The organism is Acinetobacter sp. ANC 4470 (assembly GCF_002135335.1).
Classification (GTDB): domain Bacteria; phylum Pseudomonadota; class Gammaproteobacteria; order Pseudomonadales; family Moraxellaceae; genus Acinetobacter.
Map to the genome: position 1 here is coordinate 240,987 of NZ_NEGC01000001.1, position 20,786 is coordinate 261,772.

At 39.0% G+C, this 20,786-nt stretch carries 17 protein-coding genes and 1 tRNA gene; 10 read left to right on the forward strand and 8 right to left on the reverse strand.

The window, feature by feature from the left end; all coding sequences use genetic code 11:
- Window positions 1-74 precede the first annotated feature (74 nt).
- The 3 genes from B9T25_RS01115 to B9T25_RS01125 all read left to right on the forward strand — a co-directional run bounded on the left by B9T25_RS01115 (window position 75) and on the right by B9T25_RS01125 (window position 4,246).
- Window positions 75-1,064 (forward strand): LysR family transcriptional regulator, encoded by a 990-nt coding sequence (locus tag B9T25_RS01115; protein ID WP_086186658.1) that lies wholly within the window; start codon window positions 75-77, stop codon window positions 1,062-1,064.
- A 128-nt stretch (window positions 1,065-1,192) separates the two neighbouring features.
- Entirely contained in the window at window positions 1,193-2,524 is a 1,332-nt protein-coding gene (locus B9T25_RS01120) for a hemolysin family protein (protein ID WP_086186659.1), read from the forward strand.
- Window positions 2,525-2,905: 381 nt separating this feature from the next.
- Window positions 2,906-4,246: a CitMHS family transporter gene (locus B9T25_RS01125; RefSeq protein ID WP_086186660.1), complete on the forward strand. Its 1,341-nt coding sequence runs from the start codon at window positions 2,906-2,908 to the stop codon at window positions 4,244-4,246.
- Between the two features lie 56 nt (window positions 4,247-4,302).
- On the opposite strand, the gene B9T25_RS01130 is transcribed toward B9T25_RS01125, so the two are convergent.
- Window positions 4,303-4,812 carry a hypothetical protein gene (locus B9T25_RS01130; RefSeq protein WP_086186661.1) on the reverse strand — a complete coding sequence of 170 codons (510 nt, stop codon included), beginning with the start codon at window positions 4,810-4,812 and terminating at the stop codon, window positions 4,303-4,305.
- A gap of 446 nt (window positions 4,813-5,258) precedes the next feature.
- On the opposite strand from B9T25_RS01130, the gene B9T25_RS01135 reads away from it, so the two are divergent.
- Complete coding sequence (locus B9T25_RS01135) at window positions 5,259-5,900, forward strand: hypothetical protein (protein ID WP_228146836.1); 642 nt, start codon at window positions 5,259-5,261, stop codon at window positions 5,898-5,900.
- A 44-nt stretch (window positions 5,901-5,944) separates the two neighbouring features.
- Here the strand turns inward: B9T25_RS01135 and B9T25_RS01140 are convergent, their stop codons facing one another.
- Complete coding sequence (locus tag B9T25_RS01140) at window positions 5,945-7,708, reverse strand: alkaline phosphatase D family protein (protein ID WP_086186662.1); 1,764 nt, start codon at window positions 7,706-7,708, stop codon at window positions 5,945-5,947.
- A gap of 206 nt (window positions 7,709-7,914) precedes the next feature.
- On the opposite strand from B9T25_RS01140, the gene B9T25_RS01145 reads away from it, so the two are divergent.
- A tRNA-Leu gene (locus B9T25_RS01145) sits at window positions 7,915-8,000 on the forward strand.
- A 105-nt stretch (window positions 8,001-8,105) separates the two neighbouring features.
- Window positions 8,106-8,498 carry a hypothetical protein gene (locus tag B9T25_RS01150; protein ID WP_086186663.1) on the forward strand — a complete coding sequence of 131 codons (393 nt, stop codon included), beginning with the start codon at window positions 8,106-8,108 and terminating at the stop codon, window positions 8,496-8,498.
- A 12-nt stretch (window positions 8,499-8,510) separates the two neighbouring features.
- On the opposite strand, the gene B9T25_RS01155 is transcribed toward B9T25_RS01150, so the two are convergent.
- From B9T25_RS01155 to rlmE, 5 genes are all read right to left on the reverse strand, one after another.
- Window positions 8,511-8,825: a DUF5713 family protein gene (locus B9T25_RS01155; RefSeq protein WP_086186664.1), complete on the reverse strand. Its 315-nt coding sequence runs from the start codon at window positions 8,823-8,825 to the stop codon at window positions 8,511-8,513.
- Between the two features lie 122 nt (window positions 8,826-8,947).
- On the reverse strand, window positions 8,948-10,540 hold the full coding sequence (locus tag B9T25_RS01160) for a vWA domain-containing protein (RefSeq protein WP_086186665.1): 1,593 nt from the start codon (window positions 10,538-10,540) through the stop codon (window positions 8,948-8,950).
- Window positions 10,541-10,693: 153 nt separating this feature from the next.
- The gene (gene folP, locus B9T25_RS01165; protein WP_086186666.1) at window positions 10,694-11,545 is read right to left on the reverse strand and encodes a dihydropteroate synthase; all 852 of its coding nucleotides are present in this window, start codon (window positions 11,543-11,545) and stop codon (window positions 10,694-10,696) included.
- A gap of 137 nt (window positions 11,546-11,682) precedes the next feature.
- Window positions 11,683-13,572: an ATP-dependent zinc metalloprotease FtsH gene (ftsH, locus tag B9T25_RS01170; RefSeq protein ID WP_086186667.1), complete on the reverse strand. Its 1,890-nt coding sequence runs from the start codon at window positions 13,570-13,572 to the stop codon at window positions 11,683-11,685.
- Window positions 13,573-13,704: 132 nt separating this feature from the next.
- Window positions 13,705-14,355 (reverse strand): 23S rRNA (uridine(2552)-2'-O)-methyltransferase RlmE, encoded by a 651-nt coding sequence (gene rlmE, locus B9T25_RS01175; protein WP_086186668.1) that lies wholly within the window; start codon window positions 14,353-14,355, stop codon window positions 13,705-13,707.
- A gap of 196 nt (window positions 14,356-14,551) precedes the next feature.
- Between rlmE and yhbY the strand changes: the two genes are divergently transcribed.
- Together yhbY and B9T25_RS01185 are read left to right on the forward strand one after the other, a co-directional pair.
- Window positions 14,552-14,875 carry a ribosome assembly RNA-binding protein YhbY gene (gene yhbY / locus B9T25_RS01180; RefSeq protein WP_086186669.1) on the forward strand — a complete coding sequence of 108 codons (324 nt, stop codon included), beginning with the start codon at window positions 14,552-14,554 and terminating at the stop codon, window positions 14,873-14,875.
- Window positions 14,876-14,880: 5 nt separating this feature from the next.
- The gene (locus B9T25_RS01185; RefSeq protein WP_086186670.1) at window positions 14,881-15,420 is read left to right on the forward strand and encodes a DOMON-like domain-containing protein; all 540 of its coding nucleotides are present in this window, start codon (window positions 14,881-14,883) and stop codon (window positions 15,418-15,420) included.
- Window positions 15,421-15,501: 81 nt separating this feature from the next.
- Here the strand turns inward: B9T25_RS01185 and B9T25_RS01190 are convergent, their stop codons facing one another.
- Window positions 15,502-16,068, reverse strand: a complete 567-nt coding sequence (locus B9T25_RS01190; protein ID WP_086186671.1) for a hypothetical protein — start codon at window positions 16,066-16,068, stop codon at window positions 15,502-15,504.
- 310 nt (window positions 16,069-16,378) lie between these two features.
- On the opposite strand from B9T25_RS01190, the gene carA reads away from it, so the two are divergent.
- Both carA and carB read left to right on the forward strand, forming a co-directional pair.
- On the forward strand, window positions 16,379-17,518 hold the full coding sequence (gene carA, locus B9T25_RS01195) for a glutamine-hydrolyzing carbamoyl-phosphate synthase small subunit (protein WP_086186672.1): 1,140 nt from the start codon (window positions 16,379-16,381) through the stop codon (window positions 17,516-17,518).
- Window positions 17,519-17,532: 14 nt separating this feature from the next.
- Window positions 17,533-20,763 (forward strand): carbamoyl-phosphate synthase large subunit, encoded by a 3,231-nt coding sequence (gene carB / locus B9T25_RS01200; RefSeq protein ID WP_086186673.1) that lies wholly within the window; start codon window positions 17,533-17,535, stop codon window positions 20,761-20,763.
- Window positions 20,764-20,786: the final 23 nt, after the last annotated feature.

Sequence of the window (20,786 nt, forward strand, 5' to 3'; positions counted from 1 at the left end):
GCCTTTCTACACAAGCCTTACTGCTTATGGCATAATCAACACAATTTCATGGCTTGATTATCGGTATTTTTTATATGAATCTGGAGCGTGTCGACCTCAATCTATTAATTTACCTCGATGTACTTTTACGTGAAAAAAATGTAACCCGCGCAGCAGAACAATTGGGTGTCACCCAACCAGCTATGAGTAATATTTTACGTCGTTTACGTAATTTATTTAATGATCCTCTCCTTATTCGCTCTTCTGAAGGTATGACCCCAACAGAACGTGCACTAGAACTTCAACCCCGTATCCGTGATGCCTTGTCTGATTTATCCATGATATTGGAACCACGTACCGAATTTCGTCCTTATACATCTAACCGTGTTTTCCGTATTATGACCTCCGACTATGCTGAAGCGACTCTTGTCCCTCGCCTAGTCAAAGCCTTACGCTCCGAAGCTCCCAATGTTGTTCTTGACTTTTTAACTCCAAGTGACGTGTCATACCGTGACATGGAACAAGGTAAAGTTGATTTAGCCATTAACCGCTTTAATGAAATTCCACAAAGTTTTCACCAAGTCTTGGTTTGGCGTGACAGTTTTTCCTGTTTGCTGAATAACAAACACCCTGCTGCGACCAATCTCAATCTCAAAAGCTATCTAGATGCACAACATATTTGGGTCTCTAAAACGGGTATGGGCGTTGGCTTCGGCGTAAATCCTGATAAACAAGCTGGATTGGGTTGGATTGATCAAGCACTAGAGCGTATTGGTCAAAAACGAAAGATTTCAGTTTTTACTCGTCATTATCAAATGCCTGCACTTTTGGCTTCGAATGTCGATTTAATTGCAACACTACCAAGCCGTATTGCACATCTACAATCAAACAATTCAAATTTACTTATTAAAGACCCACCGTTCTATATTCCTGAATTTGAATTAAAAATGGCTTGGTGTCCGTTATTGCATCATCATCCTGCACATCGCTGGTTACGTCAGCTTATTCTGTACGTGGCTCGTCAAATGATTGAAGAAGAAAATCGTGAATTCCTTACCAATAACTCACAGTTTTCTCACTATTAAACAGAAAAATTCTTAAATTATTCTTTTTTAAGCCTATACTGTGCTCACTGAGGTAGTAATTTCCTTACTACCTCTAGTCCTTTTGTGTTAAAAATACTCCATAATAATGATGATCTACAGGTGGATTCGTGAGCCTTTTCCAGAATATCCTCATCATCGTAATACTGATTGCGGGAGCCGGTTTTCTCTCTTTAACTGAGATTGCCCTTGCCGGTGCACGTAAAGTCAAACTTAAAATTCTTGTTGAATCTGGCGATGAACGCGCACAGAAAGTTTTAGATCTACAAGCACAATCTGCTGATTTCTTTGCTGCTTCACAAATTGGCTTAAATGCCGTTGCCATTCTGGGTGGTATTTTAGGTGAAGCTGCCTTTCGTCCCTATTTCGTCACTTTTATTGATCGTGTTTATCAAGGTCCTTGGACAGAAACGATTGGCTTTGCGCTCTCCTTTACCTTAGTGACCTCACTTTTTATTCTTTTTGCAGATTTAATGCCAAAACGCTTGGCGATGATTGCACCAGAAAAAATTGCGGTATCGGTTATTAACCCAATTCAAATCTTTATTAAGGTCTGCAAACCACTGGCTTGGGTGATTAATGCCATCGCGAATTTATTGTTCCGCTTGTTTAAAGTCAATACGATTCGTGACGACAATATTACCTTCGCAGATATTTCAGCCGTCATGGACGCTGGTGCACAAGCGGGTGTGCTACAAAAGCAAGAACATCATTTTATTGAAAATGTATTTGAACTTGAAGAACGTAATGTCCCTTCAAGTATGACCACACGTGAAAATGTGGTATTTTTTACTTTAAAAGAATCTGAAGCGAGCATTCGCCAAAAACTTGCAGAATATCCATATTCTAAATTTGTGGTGTGTAGTGAAAATATTGATGATGTGATTGGCTATATTGACGCCAAAGATATTTTAGTGCGTATTCTCAATAATCAGTCTTTACTACAATTGAACGAAAATACCATTCGTAACGTACTGACTATTCCAGATACTTTAACCTTGTCTGAATTACTGGATCGTTTCCGTTCAACCAAAGAGAAATTTGCAGTCGTTATTAACGAATATGCCTTGGTTGTTGGTGTGATTACCCTTTCAGACATCATGATTACTGTCATGGGTGACTGGGTTATTCCAATTGAAGCCGATCAGCAAATCATTAAACGTGATAACAATTCATGGCTGATTGATGGCAGTACACCAATTGAAGATATCAAGCATGCGCTTGAAATTAATGAAATGCCAGATGATGAAAATTATGAGACCATCGCGGGTTTCATGATGTATAAGTTACGCAAAATTCCACGTCCTGCCGATGCTGTGATTTTTGATGGTTATAAATTTGAAGTCGTCGATGTTGACCATTTCAAGATTGACCAATTGTTGGTTACACGCTTACTGGAAAAACCAACAGAAAATGAAGAATCTGAACAACACCCCACATAATTTTGTATTTACCTAAGCAACAGGTGTAATCAAAAATGACGCATATATAAACCCATTCTTGTGATGGGTTTATTTTTTAATAAAAACTTTTAAATCCCCTCTCTTCTAATCAATGGCTCGCAACAAACGATAATATTAAATGTATTTTCGCCATCGTTAATATGATTAAAAATCCATCTATTTTTAACAATGAAGTAGAAAAAACGTCAGAATAAAATCATAACATACTGTAATTAAATAATATTTTTCTACTTTATAGCAAAAAAATTACTATTTTCATTCAGTTGTTTAGTTTTACTTATACATGTCTTAACATCAGGCCCCAATTAAGATTTTAAATTTATAAGCCAATATTACTATATTTCAAAGGACTGATTTTCCATGTTGACCCTATTAGGTCTTGGTATGATTCTATGCTTCATGTATTTAATCATGACCAGACGTATGAGTGCGCTCGTTGCACTTACTCTGATTCCCGTAATATTTGCTCTCATTGCCTATGGATTAGGTTTCTACTTTGACAGCTTAAGTCACATCGAAATTCAAAATATTGGCGACATGATGCTGGATGGTGTTAAAAAACTTGCACCTACAGGAGTCATGCTTTTATTTGCTATCTTATATTTTGCCATCATGATTGATACAGGTTTGTTTGATCCATCCGTTAAATGGATTTTACGACTGGTCAAAGGCGATCCATTAAAAGTTACGTTGGGTACAATTACTCTAACGCTGATCGTTTCGCTAGATGGTGATGGTTCAACTACTTATATGATCTGTGTAGCTGCTATGCTGCCGCTATATAAACGCTTAGGAATGAGCCCACTGGTGATGGCCTGCTTGATGATGCTTTCAAGTGGCATTATGAATCTTACCCCATGGGGTGGTCCTACTGCCCGTGCAGCTAGTGCACTTCATGTAGATCCAAGTGATGTATTTGTTCCTATGATTATTCCAATGCTTTGCGCAATTGCATGGGTCTATTTTATGGGCTATATGTACGGTCGTATGGAACGTAAACGTTTAGGGATTATTGAACTGGATATCAGTCATGGTGATAATATTCAAATCTCTTCAAACCCAGAAGCCAATCGTGCTCACTTAAGATGGTTTAATGCTTTATTGACTGTAGGCTTAATGATTTGCTTGGTTAAAGGCGTATTGCCTATGCCTATACTCTTCATGATTGCCTTATGTATTGCACTGGTCGTAAATTATAAAGATCTCAACATGCAAAAAGACTTAATTGCACATCATGCAGGTAGTGCTTTAAACGTAGTCGGTATTATTTTTGCAGCGGGTATCTTTACTGGTGTTTTGGCAGGTACAGGTATGGTTGACGCCATGTCCAAAGAGTTAGTCTCCATTATTCCAAAAAGTATGGGGCCATTTCTTGCACCCATTACTGCTGTCCTGAGCATGCCTTTGACCTTCTTTATGTCAAATGATGCATTCTACTATGGTGTTCTTCCAGTTCTTTCTGAGGCTGCATTACATTACGGTATTACCCCTGTTGAAATGGCACGTGCATCAATTGTAGGTCAACCTGTGCATTTACTATCTCCTTTAGTTCCCTCTACATACCTTCTGTGTGGCTTAGCTGGAATTGATTTAGGACAACATCAAAGATTTGCTATTAAATGGGCAATTCTTACCTGTTTAGTGATGATGTTTGCCGCCATCATTTTTGGCGTCTTCCCATTCTACTCAACCCTGTCTTAAAAATTAGTCAGAAAAAAAGCACCTTCATAAAGGTGCTTTTTAACAGTTTACAAAGATTATCTAAAGTGTTCAATCAAGCTTTCAATCACCAGATCATAGTGAATTTGAATATCAGCTTCTAAAATATTGTAGGCATTATCAAACTGCACCATTGGCCAGCCTTCTTTCCAAAATGGGAAAATATTGTGTAGACCATTCGTTACAATGGCATCTTCACGAACAATTGCTTGTGCAACTTGTGATAAAACCTGAGCAGTTTCAGCGCCATCAATCGCCATATAATCAATACCACGTACTTTCAAAATACGGATACGATCTTTTTTATATTTAATCTTTTTCGCTTGTCCTGCATTTAACCCCAATGCCAAAGTAACTGCTTCAACAAAGTTTTTTTCAAAAGTATTATGCAAAGCAACAATTGCTTGTTTATGTGCTTCTTGACGACCCGCTTTACCACCATTCAAGATAATCTCTTTCGCTTCAGTATTCAGCTCATCGTTTTTCATGGACTGTAAAATGTCTAAAATTTCGATATCGCTTAAAGATTCAGGAGATTGATCAGTCATGAACTGTCCTTGGACAAAATAATAAAGCACTATTTTCGCATAAATCATCATTGAATACAGGAATAAAATCTAGTTCAACGTATTCTTCACGCATAGCACCGCTAAAATAATCCCTAAAACAACTTGATTACTAACAAAACTAATTTATCTAAATGATGACCCCGATTAACGATTTTCAAATAAAATAATATTGTAAATTAATTCTCCGAAATCCCGAGAACCTAACTTTGCATTCCCCTAAAAATAAAAATAACATCGTTTTATTGCTGATTTATATTATGGTAGCGCCACTTTTTTCTACCAAATGGCATTAAATCATTTATATTACAATTCATTTTTATGTGCCTTTAATTCTTATGATCAGCAACAAACAAACTGCGCTTTTTTTAAAAGAAATGCGGGAACAACACCCATCCGCCTTTAAAAGAAATTTTTTGTTTTATAGTATGATCAAAACTAAAGGCATTTTAGATGAACTTAAAGAACTAATTCCTTGGGTTCTTGCAGCAATGATTTTTATCTCTCTTTCAATGAGTCTGGGTCATTTCATTTCGGTTCAATTACCACAATTTAATCACTTTCGCTCCTATGGCATCGCCGTTTTAGCCATCATGTTATTGCTTATGCTTTACACCCCATTGGTAATCAAACAAATCAAACATAGTTCAACTTCTTTATATCAACAACTTCGCCATACCCCGATTAAATTAGCAGCGCTTATTCTGCTCCAAGCCATTAACATCGCCTATATTGAAAGTGTTTTTTTACAGATTATTCTATTTTTCCTTGCCTTAAGTTTTGGTTTTGTACGCTTTTATAAAGAAAACATGTTCCGTGAAGGCACCCAAAATGAACAATATTTTTATCTACAAGAAACACGTCGAATCTGTTTTTGGTCATATAAACAAATTTTAAAAATTAAACTAAAAAGACTATTCAGTGCTAAAAACTCAAAAGCACTCAAGGCACTTCAGCAACAAGAACAACAATTTATTGACCTTTATATTCAGCTAATTCGTTATGAAAATGAACTATGCAAAACCCATAAACATGTTGATGTCGAAACCTATTTAGACAGCTTAATGTAGCGCCAAAAACCGAGTTTCCCTACCCAGATTTTAAACAGCAAAGGTTAAGCAATTTTTTGTTCGACGTTTATATCATTGAGCGTTCTGTCGACCAAAACTTGATAAGAACGATCATGATCGACAATATACTGTCTGTCTTTAATCGTATTCACAAATACCCAATTTGCTTGCATCTGCTGTGCAGTAAAATGCACGGTTAAATAGCCACGTTGATTCAAATTACAATAATTTAGTTCATCAATTAAGGTTCTAAAAGCCAATTCAAATTGCTGTAATTGTACCAAAGGAATATTTAAATATTTCTCCATCCCTGGTGAAGACACGGAACTGGTCGCCAGCTCCAACCCCACATGCTCACCACTTTGGTTATGTAAATCCGACGCCCATGCATTGTGCGTATCACCAGCTAAAACCACGACCTTTTTATCAACTTTCCTCAAGGTCGCATAGAGTGTTTCACGTTCCGCAGCATAACCATCCCAAGCATCTAAATTGTAGGGCGCTACCAAAGTTAAACGTGATTTTTCTATTTCTGTTAGGCTTGGATCACCCTGTAAAGCTCGCATTTTCAACGTAACTAATTCTGGAATTTTTTGGTTTAAGACCACAATATCCATCTGGCTTAACGGCAGCAAAAGTTCCGCAGGAATCAGCATTTTACTCATCAGTACTTGTTGACCGAGTACATTCCAAGTCGCTGTAGATTGTTCTAATTGAGCCTGTAACCACAGTAATTGCTTATTGCCCATTAACGTCCGCATTGGATGATTTAAATCTTCTTGAAAACGCTGAAAATTCATCCCCTGCACGGTCATATAGTCAGCATAATCTAACTGTCGATCACGCGCTAAAACGCGCGTATCTAACATAGTCAACTGTACCAATGTGCCAAAATTAAATTGACGATAAATATTTAAATGATCATTGTCTGAAACAGGACGTATAGGCATCCATTCAAAATAAGCTTGAAGTGCTGCAATTTTACGCTCTATAAATTTACCTTCATTTTTATTACTTTCTACTTCTTCGGTATGATTTTCCGCGCCATCTTTCCATGTATCATTCGCCAGTTCATGATCATCCCAAATCACAATAAAGGGATGACGCTGATGTACAGTCTGTAAATCTATATCCTTGCGATACAAAGCATAACGTTTACGATAATCGTCTAATATAATCATTTCTTTATTATTATCTACAGCTAACTCTCGCCCCAATTTAGCAGCATCTTCTGTGGCATACCCACCTTTACCATATTCATAAATATAGTCTCCCAGATGAATTACCACGTCTACATCCTGTTTGGCTATTTCTTGATAAACATGAAAGTAACCTGCTGGATAGTTAGAACAAGAACAGACCGCAAAACTCATCGTATTGCTACTTTCAGGTAATGTTTTGGTTTGCCCTATAGGCGAAATAACATTGCCATAACGGAATCGGTAGTAATAGCGCTGATTTGATCTTAATTTACTGGCATCAACTTTTACGGTAAAATCTTGTGCTTGTGCAGTTTGAACTTTGCCAGAATTAATCAATTGGCTGAATTTTTGATCTAAAGCAATTTCCCAAATGACCTCTAAACGCAGAGATACATCATTCGGTGTAAGACGCGTCCATAAGATGACTTTATCTTTTAAAGGGTCACCACTGGCAACACCATGTAAAAAATCTGCTTTCACACTGTCAGATTGCATTCCATCATCAGAATTCCCACCACAAGCAGTCAGTGAAATTGGTAAAGATAAAGCCCCAAAACTGGCTAATGATTTTTGCAGAAGTTCACGGCGTGATATTTTCAAAGACATCATATTTTTCCTTATTTTTTATTCTTTTAATATAAAAAAGGATTGTTTCTTTATGATCTCAATTCTATGAAAGAATCATGACAATTTATTTTTTTGAGTAAAAATAAAGAATTTTGATAGATAAGCACATGAATTGATTGAAAAGAAAGCAAATAAACGCGAAGATACTTGCCAAGTTTTCATTCGTCCTCTATTATTGCGCTCATGCCCGAGTGGTGAAATCGGTAGACACAGGGGATTTAAAATCCCCCGCCCACAAAGCGTGCCAGTTCGAGTCTGGCCTCGGGCACCATTTTAATACTTCTTAAAATGGTGCAATAAAAATCCCAGCTTATGCTGGTTTTTTTATGTCTAAATTATTAAAATATTATCAAATACAGAACAAAAAATAAAAACTATGCATCTCAACAGATTACAACATCTACTCTATATCAGCTTCTTTTTACTCATTACCTCTCCTTCTAGCCACGCTAAAGAATTAGTCGTAACAGAAAAGGTAGATGTTATTTATGATTTATTTTCTGGAACAATCACACAAGATAAAAATCAACTGATCTTACAACGGTGTAATTTAGCCAAGAATCAATATTTACTTGATTTCAACCATACTCAAGATGAAGAAACTATTCGAAAATTACTAAAACAAGACGCTCATTTTTGGCTCAGTCTTAAAGCCAGCGTTGATGAAAAAAATGAAAGATATCATTTAATCGTGGATGAGATATCAGACGTACATCTTAAAGAAAGTTGTCATCTTTCAGATTTTTTGTCGGATTTAAATAAACTTTAAAAAAAGAGTGAATTACCACTCTCTATTCGATACCAATTCTTCCATTTCAATATTCATGTAGCCATTATCTTGCGCCACCATCATCATCGCTTCAGCGATATAATCCGCTGCCGTGTCATCTAACGATGAATCAAGATCATCAAACTGAGGCTTCATTTTATTAATGAACACAACGGTTTCAGCAGCAAAACGGTAAATTTCAACTTCAGTTAGATCCGTTTTTGCTATTTTCTTCGCAAACTGCTTAATGATCTGTTTAACTTCAGCGACAAGAATATCTGGATAATATTTATCATCAAACATAGGGAGAAGTAAATCTTCAAACATATAAAACTCAAAAAAGACACGCATTAAAGCGAGCCTGTATAACACAAACTTTACATTTTACCAAATGAAAAAACGAACAAATTTCCATCTGCTCGTTTATATCACTTCAAACAGCCCAACATCTACGATTTTTTCTGTTCTGAACTTAAACTTTTTGCTATTTTTAATAAATCAATAAATTCTTCACGCAAGCCAAATGTATCCGGTTTTTCAGCACTTTTCGCTAAGCGTAAAATTTCATCCCATTGCATATTTGCATTGTACTGACCACCTCGTAGTTGCTGTCCATACGCGGCAACTGCAATAGCAAAACGGGTATCTGTAGTGGCCTGTGCCAGAGGCTTACTGGCAATCTGTACAGGAGAGTTCAGCAAGATACTTTGTGTTTGGTTAGGCAATTTATAACGTAAATTCACATCAGCATACTCATGTTTAAGTGAGGCCAAAGCTGTAGATGCGGCTTGATAGCGTGATGAATTTAACCAACCTTTTTGCCCTACAGGAATAATTTCATAGAGTGCAGTAACGGTATGTCCTGCACCAATATCCCCTGCATCGACTTGGTCATTATTAAAATCTTCATTTTTTAACAGGCGATTTTCATAACCAATCAGACGATATTCTTTAACCGTCGCTGGGTTAAATTCGACTTGTATTTTCACATCTTGCGCAACCGTTGCTAAAGTAGAAGACAACTGACGTTGCAACACTTTTTTAGCCTCACGCTCATTATCAATATAGCTATAATTACCATCACCTGCATCTGCAAGCTGCTCCATCATCTGCTCATCATAATTACCACTACCAAAACCCAAAGTGGTCAATGAAATGCCTGATTTACGCTTTTCAGCAATCATACCTTTTAATGTATTAAAATCGGTAATGCCAACATTAAAGTCACCATCAGTCGCAATTAAAATACGGTTGATCCCTGCTTTAATATAAGATTTCTGCGCCTGCTCATAGGCCAATTGAATCGCCCGTTCGCCCGAAGTGGCACCTCCAGCACTTAAGTGATTAATCACTTTTAAAATTTTATCCTTTTCTACTCCAGAAGTTGGAGCCAAGACGAGATCCTCACCACTGGCATAAGTAATGATAGTGACTTGATCTTGTGGGCGTAACTGCTCAGTGAGTAGTCGTAGCGTCTTCTTCACCAAAGGTAATTTATTCTCTGCATCCATACTTCCGGAAACATCGATCAGAAAAACTAAATTTGCGGGTGGTAATTTCTGCGCCTGTAAATCTTTGGCTTTAATCCCAATTCTGATAATTTTGGCATTCGGTTGCCAAGGTGAATCCACCGTTTCAGTATTGACCGAAAATGGATGCTGACTTTTAGCAGTAGGATTCGGATAATCATAGTTAAAATAATTCACCATTTCCTCAATACGCACGGCATCCACTGGAGGAAGCTGACCATTTTGAAGTAGAAAACGGCGCACATTGGTATAACTCCCCGTATCCACATCAATACTAAATGTAGAAATGGGCTGCTGGGCAACGCGATGTACAGGATTTGTTTCTATTTTTTGGTAATTTTCGGTATTTTCTATCAATAGTTGAGAGTGTTCATATGCAGCAATCTTCAACGCTGGCGCTGGCATCGACAATGCCGTAACTTCGCCCATTCTCATTTGCTGAGATGGTATTTGTCCACAAGCAGCCAACATGAATGTACTTACCGTGACGGTCAAAAATTTAAGTTTAAACATTATCACTTATCCTAAGTTGTTATTATCAAAAACAAATCAATAGATTTCTGCACTATAAACAACTTTTATTTTTATCATACTTCCTTTATGTAATTTTGCGCTAAAAAATCAATAAAGCAAGCCAGTTGAACCAATCAAATTGGCTTGCCAAACTTAAGCCAACTGCATCGCTTTCCAGACTTTAATTGCATCTGTCGTTGCTTTGACATCATGTACACGCACCATACAAGCACCTTGTTGGATACTCATCAAATGAGCGACTATCGAGCCTACAGCACGATTTTGAGCGTCTGCACCACCCAATGCCTCCCCAATAAAACGCTTACGAGATAATGCCGATAGAATCGGATACCCCATTTGGTTTAATTTATAAAACTCTTGTAGCAGTTTTAGATTTTGCTGTGCATTTTTTGCAAAACCAAAACCAGGATCAATGATGATATTTTCAGGCTTTACCCCAACTTTAAGGGCATCATTAACACGTTGCTGTAATTCCACCATCACATCTGTCGTTACATCATGATATTGATTCAAGTTGTTCATCGTGGTTGGTTCACCACGCATATGCATAATAATGATGGGTATATTCAGCTCAGCTGCGGTGACTAGAGCATTCGGACGTATTAAAGCACGGACATCATTCCAAATATGTGCACCTGCTTTTACCGCAGCCTTTATGACTTCAGGCTGTGAAGTATCAATTGAGATAATAACATTATGCTTGGATAATTCTTTAACCACAGGCACGACACGACGAATTTCTTCTTCAACCTCAACACTTAACGCCCCTGGCCGTGTAGATTCCCCACCCACATCAATCACGGTCGCGCCATCAGCCATCATTTGCAGCGCATGTACTATAGCTTGGTCTTGAGTATTATGCTTCCCACCATCACTAAAAGAGTCGGGAGTAACATTAAGAATCCCCATCACATGCGGTTGAGATAAATCTAAACTCAAGGCTCCACACTGCAATACTCGTTTGGGTAATGGCATCAATTGCATAATAACTCTCCTAAAAGTTCTAAGCCACAGTGTATCAAGAGTTACTTTTATTCTTACTGAAATATTTTCAAAGATTTAACTTTTAAGCATAAAAAAGAGCCTCTATGGAGACTCTTTTTTACATATAAAACTTTTGATTAATTTGCAGGTAATGGTGGTGGTGTTGCTGGACCATCCTTTGGTGTTACATCAATTACTGGGTCTTCAGCAATATACACCTTAGGTGGTTGTGGTTCACGACCTTCCATGATGTCACGGACTTGATCACGATCAATGGTTTCCCATTCCATCAACGCTTTCACCATAGCATGAGCAATGTCTTTCTTACTTTCTAAGATATCACGTGCCACTTTGTACTGCTCATCCAAAATACGGCGAATTTCACGATCCACTTCTAACTGTGTGGTTTCAGAAATACTGCGACTACCGATGCTGCCCATGAATGATTGCTGTGCATCTTCTTCATACACCATCACACCCATCTTGTCAGACATACCGTATTTGGTCACCATTGCACGTGCCATTTTTGTTGCACGTTCAAAATCGTTCGATGCACCTGTAGACATTTGATTAATGAATACTTCTTCAGCAATACGACCACCAAACAAAATTGAAAGTTCATTCAACATTTTGTCTTTATAATGACTGGTTTGGTCGAATTCAGGTAACTGCCAAGTTACACCCAAAGCCCAACCACGCGGCATAATCGTCACTTTATGCACTGGGTCTGTACCCGGTAAACTTTCAGCAACAATCGCATGACCTGCTTCATGATAAGCCGTAGCACGACGTTCTTCATCACGAATCACCATCGATTTACGTTCAGGACCCATGTACAACTTATCTTTTGCATCTTCAAAATCGTGCATATCGACAGTATTCTTATTACGACGTGCTGCAAATAATGCCGCTTCGTTTACAAGATTTGCCAATTCTGCACCAGAAAAACCTGGCGTACCACGTGCAAGAACTTTGACATCCACACCCGTGACTGAAGGTAATTTCTTCATGTGAACATTTAAAATTTGTTCACGACCTTTAATGTCTGGAAGACCAACCATGACTTGACGGTCAAAACGTCCCGGGCGAAGTAAGGCTTTATCCAGTACATCTGCACGGTTGGTTGCGGCAACAACGATAATACCTTCATTACCATCGAAACCATCCATTTCAACCAACATTTGGTTCAACGTTTGTTCACGTTCGTCATTACCACCGCCAGTACCCGAACCACGGTGACGACCAACAGCATCAATCTCATCAATAAAGATGATACATGGTGCATGACGTTTCGCTTGTTCAAACATATCACGGACACGGGACGCACCCACACCCACGAACATTTCAACAAAGTCAGAACCCGAAATACTGAAGAATGGAACTTTAGCTTCACCTGCGATTGCTTTAGCAAGCAAGGTTTTACCTGTACCCGGAGGACCGACCATTAATACGCCACGTGGAATACTTGCACCTAGGCGTTTAAATTTGGTTGGATCTTTCAAAAAGTCGACAATTTCAACGACTTCTTGTTTAGCTTCATCACAGCCAGCAACATCTGAAAAGGTCACTTTAATTTGATCTTCAGACAACATTTTTGCTTTAGATTTACCAAAACTCATTGGGCCGCTTTTGCCACCTGCACCACCACCCATGTTGCGCATAAAAAACATGAATAACAAAATGATTAAAAGTACAGGGAAGCTAGCGATAAGAAGCTGCATTAACAAACCTTGACGCGCAGGAGCAGTACCTTCTACGACAACATTGTTTTTAATGAGGCTTGGCATAAGGTCTGGGTCTTGAATCGCAGGACGAATACTTTCAAACTCTGAACCGTTTGTTTTTTCACCACGAATTCTTTCACCATCAATTGTGACTTGCTTAATTTGACCAGCATTCACCGCTGAAACAAACTCTGAATAGTTCAGTGCAGTCGGTTGATTGCGGTCACTGATGTTACTGAAAATAAGGATCAGTACACCGAGTATAACCAGCCACAATACGGCATTCTTGAAGAGATCGCTCAAAGCTTTATTCCCATATCAATCTAATTTGATCATGCCCAAAACGGGTGACCTTAATTTAAGCTAAAGACCAGCTTTTGCAATATTTTAAAAATGTACAAAATGCACAATTTTTAACGTCTTGGCAAGTAAACTTTATTTAGAAGCCTTCTTACGCCCTTGTCCGATCAAAAATACTTCTTTCGAACGGGCACGCGAAGCAGCAGGTTTTGCTGTTTTTAGTACATCAAAGCTATCTACAATTTGTTTACGGAATTCATCAAATCCAATTCCTTGGAAAACCTTAACTACAAATTGACCTTTAGGTCCTAAAACCTTATTGGCGAAATCTAAAGCAAGTTCACACAAGTAAATTTGACGAGGTTGATCTACAGCCTTATTACCTGATGTATTGGGGGCCATATCTGAAATTACAACGTCTACAGTCCGTCCATCTAAAAGATTTAACAATTTTTCGAAAACTTCTTCCTCGCGGAAGTCACCTTGTAAAAAGGTTACATCAGGCAATGCATCCATTTCCAAGATATCCGAAGCGATAAGTAAACCCTTATCCCCCACCAGTTTTCCGGCAATTTGCGACCAACTTCCTGGTGCAGCACCAAGGTCAACAACCGTCATACCCGGTTTAATAATTTTGTATTTTTCTTGCATTTCAAGCAGTTTATAAGCAGCACGCGCACGATAACCTTCCTTTTGCGCTTTTTTCACAAAAGGATCGTCTAAATGCTCTCTCATCCAATCTCGACTACTTTTCGATAACTTTGGGTTGGTAATGCGTGTCGCCATAACTCTCTAAATAATAAAAAACTTCTAATTCATGATTGTACGTGAAAAATACATGCCTTGCAGTATACATCTGTATCTAAATCTAATCTTTGGTGATGTTTTTTTCGATAATTGAAATGGATTATTTCAACAGAATATAAAGCGTTTAAACTTGGCATTTGTTATACTAAGCCGTTTTTAAAATTAGGTTATCTTTATGGCGGCTTTATCAATTCATGAACGCAAACGTTTGCGTCAAATCGGACATGCGCTTAACCCTGTGGTTATGCTTGGTGGTCAAGGTTTGACTGAAAGTGTCATTGAAGAAACAAACCGCGCTTTAAATGATCACGAACTCATCAAAGTTAAAATTGCGGGTGAAGATCGTGAAGCTCGTACTGCTGCAATTAGCGAAATTGCTCAAGTAACTGGTGCTGAAGTTGTGCAAACCATTGGTAAAATTGCATTGCTTTATAAAAAAGCAACCAAACAAAATCCAAAACTTTCAAACCTTGTACGCCACGCAAATTTGTCTAACTAAGCTTTATGGCCAGTTACGAACTTAGCGCTTTTGATCGTCGCTTTCAATCTATTTCCCTTGTGGGGGCGATTGAACAACAAGGTCCACATACTTTAAATGTGGGCTATTGGTTACGTGATCCCTATCAACTCATGCAATGGCCTGAATTGGTGGTTGGAAACCCGCGTCAAGATTTCTTATGGGAACAAACCTGTTATGAAATATTTATTGGCGTTCACGGCGAAGATTTCTATCGTGAGATTAACCTCTCACCTTCACAAGCTTGGCAGGTTTATCAATTTGAGGAATATCGTTATCCTGAAGATATGCCTCCGCAAGCAGCGCATGACATTGAACTCAATCAACTCAAACGCACACATTATGGTTTAAGTGTGAATTTGGATTTAACCGAGTTTATGTTAAAGCACAAATTACAATGGTCGAATTTATTTTTAAGCTTAAGTGCTGTGCTTAAAACGTCGCAAGGTAATCAATACTACGCGATGCAGCATAGTAGTCCAAATGCAGACTTTCACAATAAACGTGATTGGCTGCATCAACTCTAAGCCAGAACATGAATATTCGATAAATAAAAAAGTGAGGCATAGCACCTCACTTTTTTATATCTTGCTTTTACATTATCGCAATTAACTTTTAAGCGTTGTATTGCTCTCTGGTTTAGTCGCTTCGTCTTTCTGTGGAGCCACTTTTTTCCATGCTTCCAAAGTATGCTCTTTCGAACGTTTAAATGTTTCAGTTAAATGATCTTTATGTTTAACTGAAATTTGACCGACATCTTCTTTTAACTCTTTACCCAGTTTCGATAAATCGTTAATAACGGCATTTAACTCAGATTTCACAAACTCTTTTAACTCGCCTAAATCTTTTTGTGAAAAATTTAATTGCTTTTTAAGGAGTTCTATACGCTGAATAAGATCTTGTTTCAAATTTTGGATTTGATCTTGTACATTGCTCTGTAATTCTTTCGCTTCAACCTTAATATTTTCAGCCGACTCAGTAACCAATTCTGCTACTTTGTGTTGTGCTTCTTTAGATGCTTGCTCCAAATTTTCAGCACTGTCAGTAACAACTGCAACCACTTCAGTTACTTTTTGCTGGGCTTCTTTAGATACTTGCTCTAATTTTTCGGCACTATCAGCTACCACGTCTTTTAAAGCTGTTTTAGCTTTAACCTGTTTCTGCTCTATCGTCATGGTCATATTCCTATAGTTATTAGACAATGCCTATAGCCTAGCGCTATTTGATAAAATTTAACTTTTGATTTGTCAGACAATTCTTATTTGCTTACATTTTATATACTTAATTTAAAAGCAGACTCCCACGCAAAATACAAGGCATTTATATTGCATATTCAGTGTAAATTAAATGGACTTCAAGACACTTCATCCGTATAATACGCTGTTAAGTTCAAGCGAGCAGACATAGGAGGGTTGGTTAAAAAAATAGCCTTCCTTTTTTTTCGTCTTCTCGCTTTTTTACAGCCTAAATTTCAGGAGCTTTGGTTTGAGCACTCCCGCCATTTTAGCCCTCGCAGATGGAACGATCTTTAAAGGTACGTCTATCGGTGCATCGGGTAGTACGACTGGTGAAGTCGTTTTTAATACTGCCATGACTGGCTATCAAGAAATTTTGACTGACCCAAGTTATGCACAACAACTTGTGACTTTAACTTACCCACATATTGGTAATACAGGTTGCAACGAAGAAGACGCTGAGTCAGGTCGAATTCATAAAGTATGGGCAAACGGTTTAATTATCCGTGACCTACCTTTATTGCATAGCAATTTCCGTGCTAATCAGTCTTTAGGTGAATACCTAGAGCAACATAATGTTGTTGCGATTGCTGATATTGACACACGTAAATTGACACGAATTCTACGTGCGAAAGGTGCGCAAAATGGTTGTATCCTCGCTGGTGAAAATATTACAGAAGCAGAAGCTTTAGAAAAAGCACGTGCTTTTGGTGGCTTGGATGGTTTAGATCTTGCGAAAGAATGCTGCGACCCAGAAGGTTTTGAATGGACGGAAGGTTCTTGGACACTAGGTCAAGGCTTCTCTCAACCTGAACTTAAATTCCATGTTGTCGCATATGATTACGGTGTCAAAACCAACATCTTACGTATGCTGACAGATCGCGGATGCAAACTGACTGTAGTTCCGGCTCAAACGCCTGCAGAAAAAGTTCTCGCATTAAATCCAGACGGTGTGTTCTTATCGAACGGCCCTGGCGATCCAGCTGCATGTGATTATGCAATTGAAGCGGTAAAAACCATTGTTGAAACCACAGATTTACCCGTATTTGGTATTTGCCTTGGTCACCAAATTCTAGCCCTTGCTTCTGGCGCTAAAACGGTAAAAATGCCTCACGGTCACCATGGCGCAAACCATCCTGTACAAAATCTTGAAGATGGTACAGTGATGATTACTTCTCAGAACCATGGCTTTGCAGTCGATATTGATACATTACCTGCAAACCTAAAAGCGACGCACAAATCATTGTTCGATCAAACCCTTCAAGGTATGCATCGCACTGACAAACCAGCGTTTAGCTTCCAAGGTCACCCTGAAGCAAGCCCTGGTCCACATGACTGTGCACCATTATTCGATCATTTCATCGAACTTATCGAAGCATCTAAGAAGTAATTAAGGAAGCGATCATGGCTAAACGTACAGACATTAAAAGCATCTTAATTATTGGTGCAGGTCCGATTGTGATCGGGCAAGCATGTGAGTTCGATTACTCAGGTGCACAAGCATGTAAAGCACTTCGTGAAGAAGGTTATCGCGTTATTTTAGTGAACTCTAACCCAGCCACTATTATGACCGACCCAAGCATGGCAGATGCTACGTATATCGAACCGATTACTTGGCAGACTGTTGCACAAATTATTGAAAAAGAACGTCCAGATGCTGTCCTCCCAACGATGGGTGGTCAAACAGCATTGAACTGTGCGCTTGCACTGGATGAGCACGGTATTTTAGCGAAATACAATGTTGAATTGATTGGTGCGAGTAAAGATGCCATTGAAATGGCAGAAGACCGTAAATTGTTTGATGATGCGATGCGTCGTATTGGTCTTGAATGCCCACGTGCTGCTGTTGCAAGCAACATGGAAGAAGCATTCGAAATCCAAGCAAAATTGGGCTTCCCTTCAATTATTCGTCCATCATTCACCATGGGTGGTTCAGGCGGTGGTATTGCTTACAACCGTGACGAATTCATTGAAATCTGTGAACGTGGTTTCGACCTATCGCCAACTCACCAACTTTTAATCGATGAATCATTGATTGGTTGGAAAGAATACGAAATGGAAGTTGTTCGTGACAAAAACGACAACTGTATTATCGTCTGTGCGATTGAAAACTTCGACCCAATGGGTGTGCATACAGGTGACTCAATCACTGTTGCACCTGCACAAACATTAACAGACAAAGAATACCAAATCATGCGTAATGCATCAATTGCTGTTCTGCGTGAAATTGGTGTTGAAACAGGTGGTTCGAACGTTCAATTCGGTATTAATCCGATAGATGGTCGTATGGTTGTGATCGAGATGAATCCACGTGTATCACGTTCATCTGCGCTTGCATCTAAAGCAACAGGTTTCCCTATTGCACGAATTGCTGCGAAATTGGCTGTCGGTTACACCCTTGATGAATTGAAAAATGACATCACTGGCGGTGCAACACCTGCGTCATTCGAACCTGCAATTGACTATGTGGTAACCAAAATTCCTCGTTTTAACTTCGAGAAATTCCCACAAGCTGAAGCAATTCTAACCACACAAATGAAATCTGTGGGTGAAGTGATGGCCATTGGTCGTAACTTCCAAGAATCTATGCAAAAAGCGCTTCGTGGTCTTGAAGTTGGCGTTTGTGGTTTTGACGAACAAATTGCTGTTGGTGCAGAAGGCGCGAAAGATAAGATCCTACAAGAACTTAAAGTTCCAGGTCCTGAGCGTATTTGGTATATCGCGGATGCCTTCCGTCATGGTTTTACTTTAGACGAAGTTTTTGCTGCAACCAATATCGATAAATGGTTCCTCATTCAAATTGAAGACATTGTTAAAACTGAAGAACAAGTAAAAACACTTGGTTTTGGTGATTTAAATGCCGACAACGTTCGTGCATTTAAACGCAAAGGTTTATCGGATCTTCGTATTGCACACTTGATGGGTATTTCACAGAAACAATTCCGTAAACACCGTTGGAACTTAGGCGTAATGCCAGTTTACAAACGTGTAGATACCTGTGCTGCTGAGTTCGAATCTGATACAGCGTACATGTATTCAACTTACGATGAAGAATGTGAAGCAAATCCATCGACCAAAGACAAGATCATGGTCATTGGTGGCGGTCCTAACCGTATTGGTCAAGGGATTGAGTTCGATTATTGCTGTGTACACGCTGCCCTTGCAATGCGTGAAGACGGTTACGAAACCATCATGGTCAACTGTAACCCTGAAACGGTTTCAACTGACTATGATACCTCAGACCGTTTGTACTTCGAACCAATCACTTTGGAAGATGTACTTGAAATCGTACGTATTGAGAAGCCTAAAGGCATTATCGTACAGTACGGTGGTCAAACACCTTTAAAATTGGCTCGTGCTTTAGAAGAAGCAGGCGCACCAATTATCGGTACATCGCCGGATGCAATTGACCGTGCAGAAGACCGTGAACGTTTCCAGCAAATGATTCAACGTTTACAACTTCGCCAACCCAAAAACAGCATTGTTAAATCTGCTGAAGAAGGTATGGCTGAAGCGTCTAAAGTGGGTTATCCACTTGTGGTACGCCCTTCATACGTACTTGGTGGTCGTGCGATGGAAATCGTATACAACGATGACGAGCTAAAACGCTATCTTCGTGATGCGGTTCAAGCATCGAACGAAGCACCTGTACTGCTTGACCACTTCTTAGATGATGCAATTGAAGTTGACGTAGACTGTGTATCTGACGGTAAAGATGTTGTGATTGGCGGTATTATGCAGCATATTGAACAAGCAGGTATTCACTCAGGTGACTCTGCATGTTCGATTCCTCCTTACTCTCTTTCAAATGAGATTCAGGACGAAATGCGTCGTCAAACCGTTGCGATGGCAAAAGAGCTTGGTGTCATTGGTTTGATGAACGTTCAGTTTGCTGTAAAAGGTAATGACGTTTACATCTTAGAAGTGAACCCACGTGCATCACGTACTGTGCCGTTCGTGTCTAAGTGTATTGGCGAATCTTTAGCAAAAGTTGCTGCACGTTGTATGGCGGGTCAATCTTTAGAATCTCAAGGATTCATGAAAGAGATCATCCCGACTCACTTTGCAGTAAAAGAAGCGGTATTCCCATTTTCGAAATTCCCTGGCGTTGACCCTGTTCTTGGGCCTGAGATGAAATCTACAGGTGAAGTAATGGGTGTGGGTACTTCATTTGGTGAAGCGTTCTATAAAGCTGTGTTAGGCTCAAATGATCGTTTACCAGGTAAACCAACCGAAGGCGAAGTGAAACACGTATTTATCTCGGTTCGTGATTCAGACAAACCTCGTGTTGTGGGTATTGCGAAACAATTGGTTGATTTTGGTTTCAAAGTCATCGCTACTGGTGGTACTTTTGACATCATCAATGAAGCGGGTATTGCATGTGAACGTGTGAACAAAGTCACAGAAGGTCGTCCTAATATCGTCGACCGCTTGAAAAATGGCGAGATTCACCTCATTATCAACACCACTGAAGGTAAACAAGCGCAGCAAGATTCATTCTCGATTCGTCGTTCTGCACTTCAAGGTAAAGTGTATTACACCACGACTTTGAATGGTGCTGATGCTGTATGCCAAGCTTTAGCCATTAAATTACCAATGGATGTATATCGCTTGCAAGATTTAACAGCAGGTTAATTCATGATCCGATAGGTCCCGCC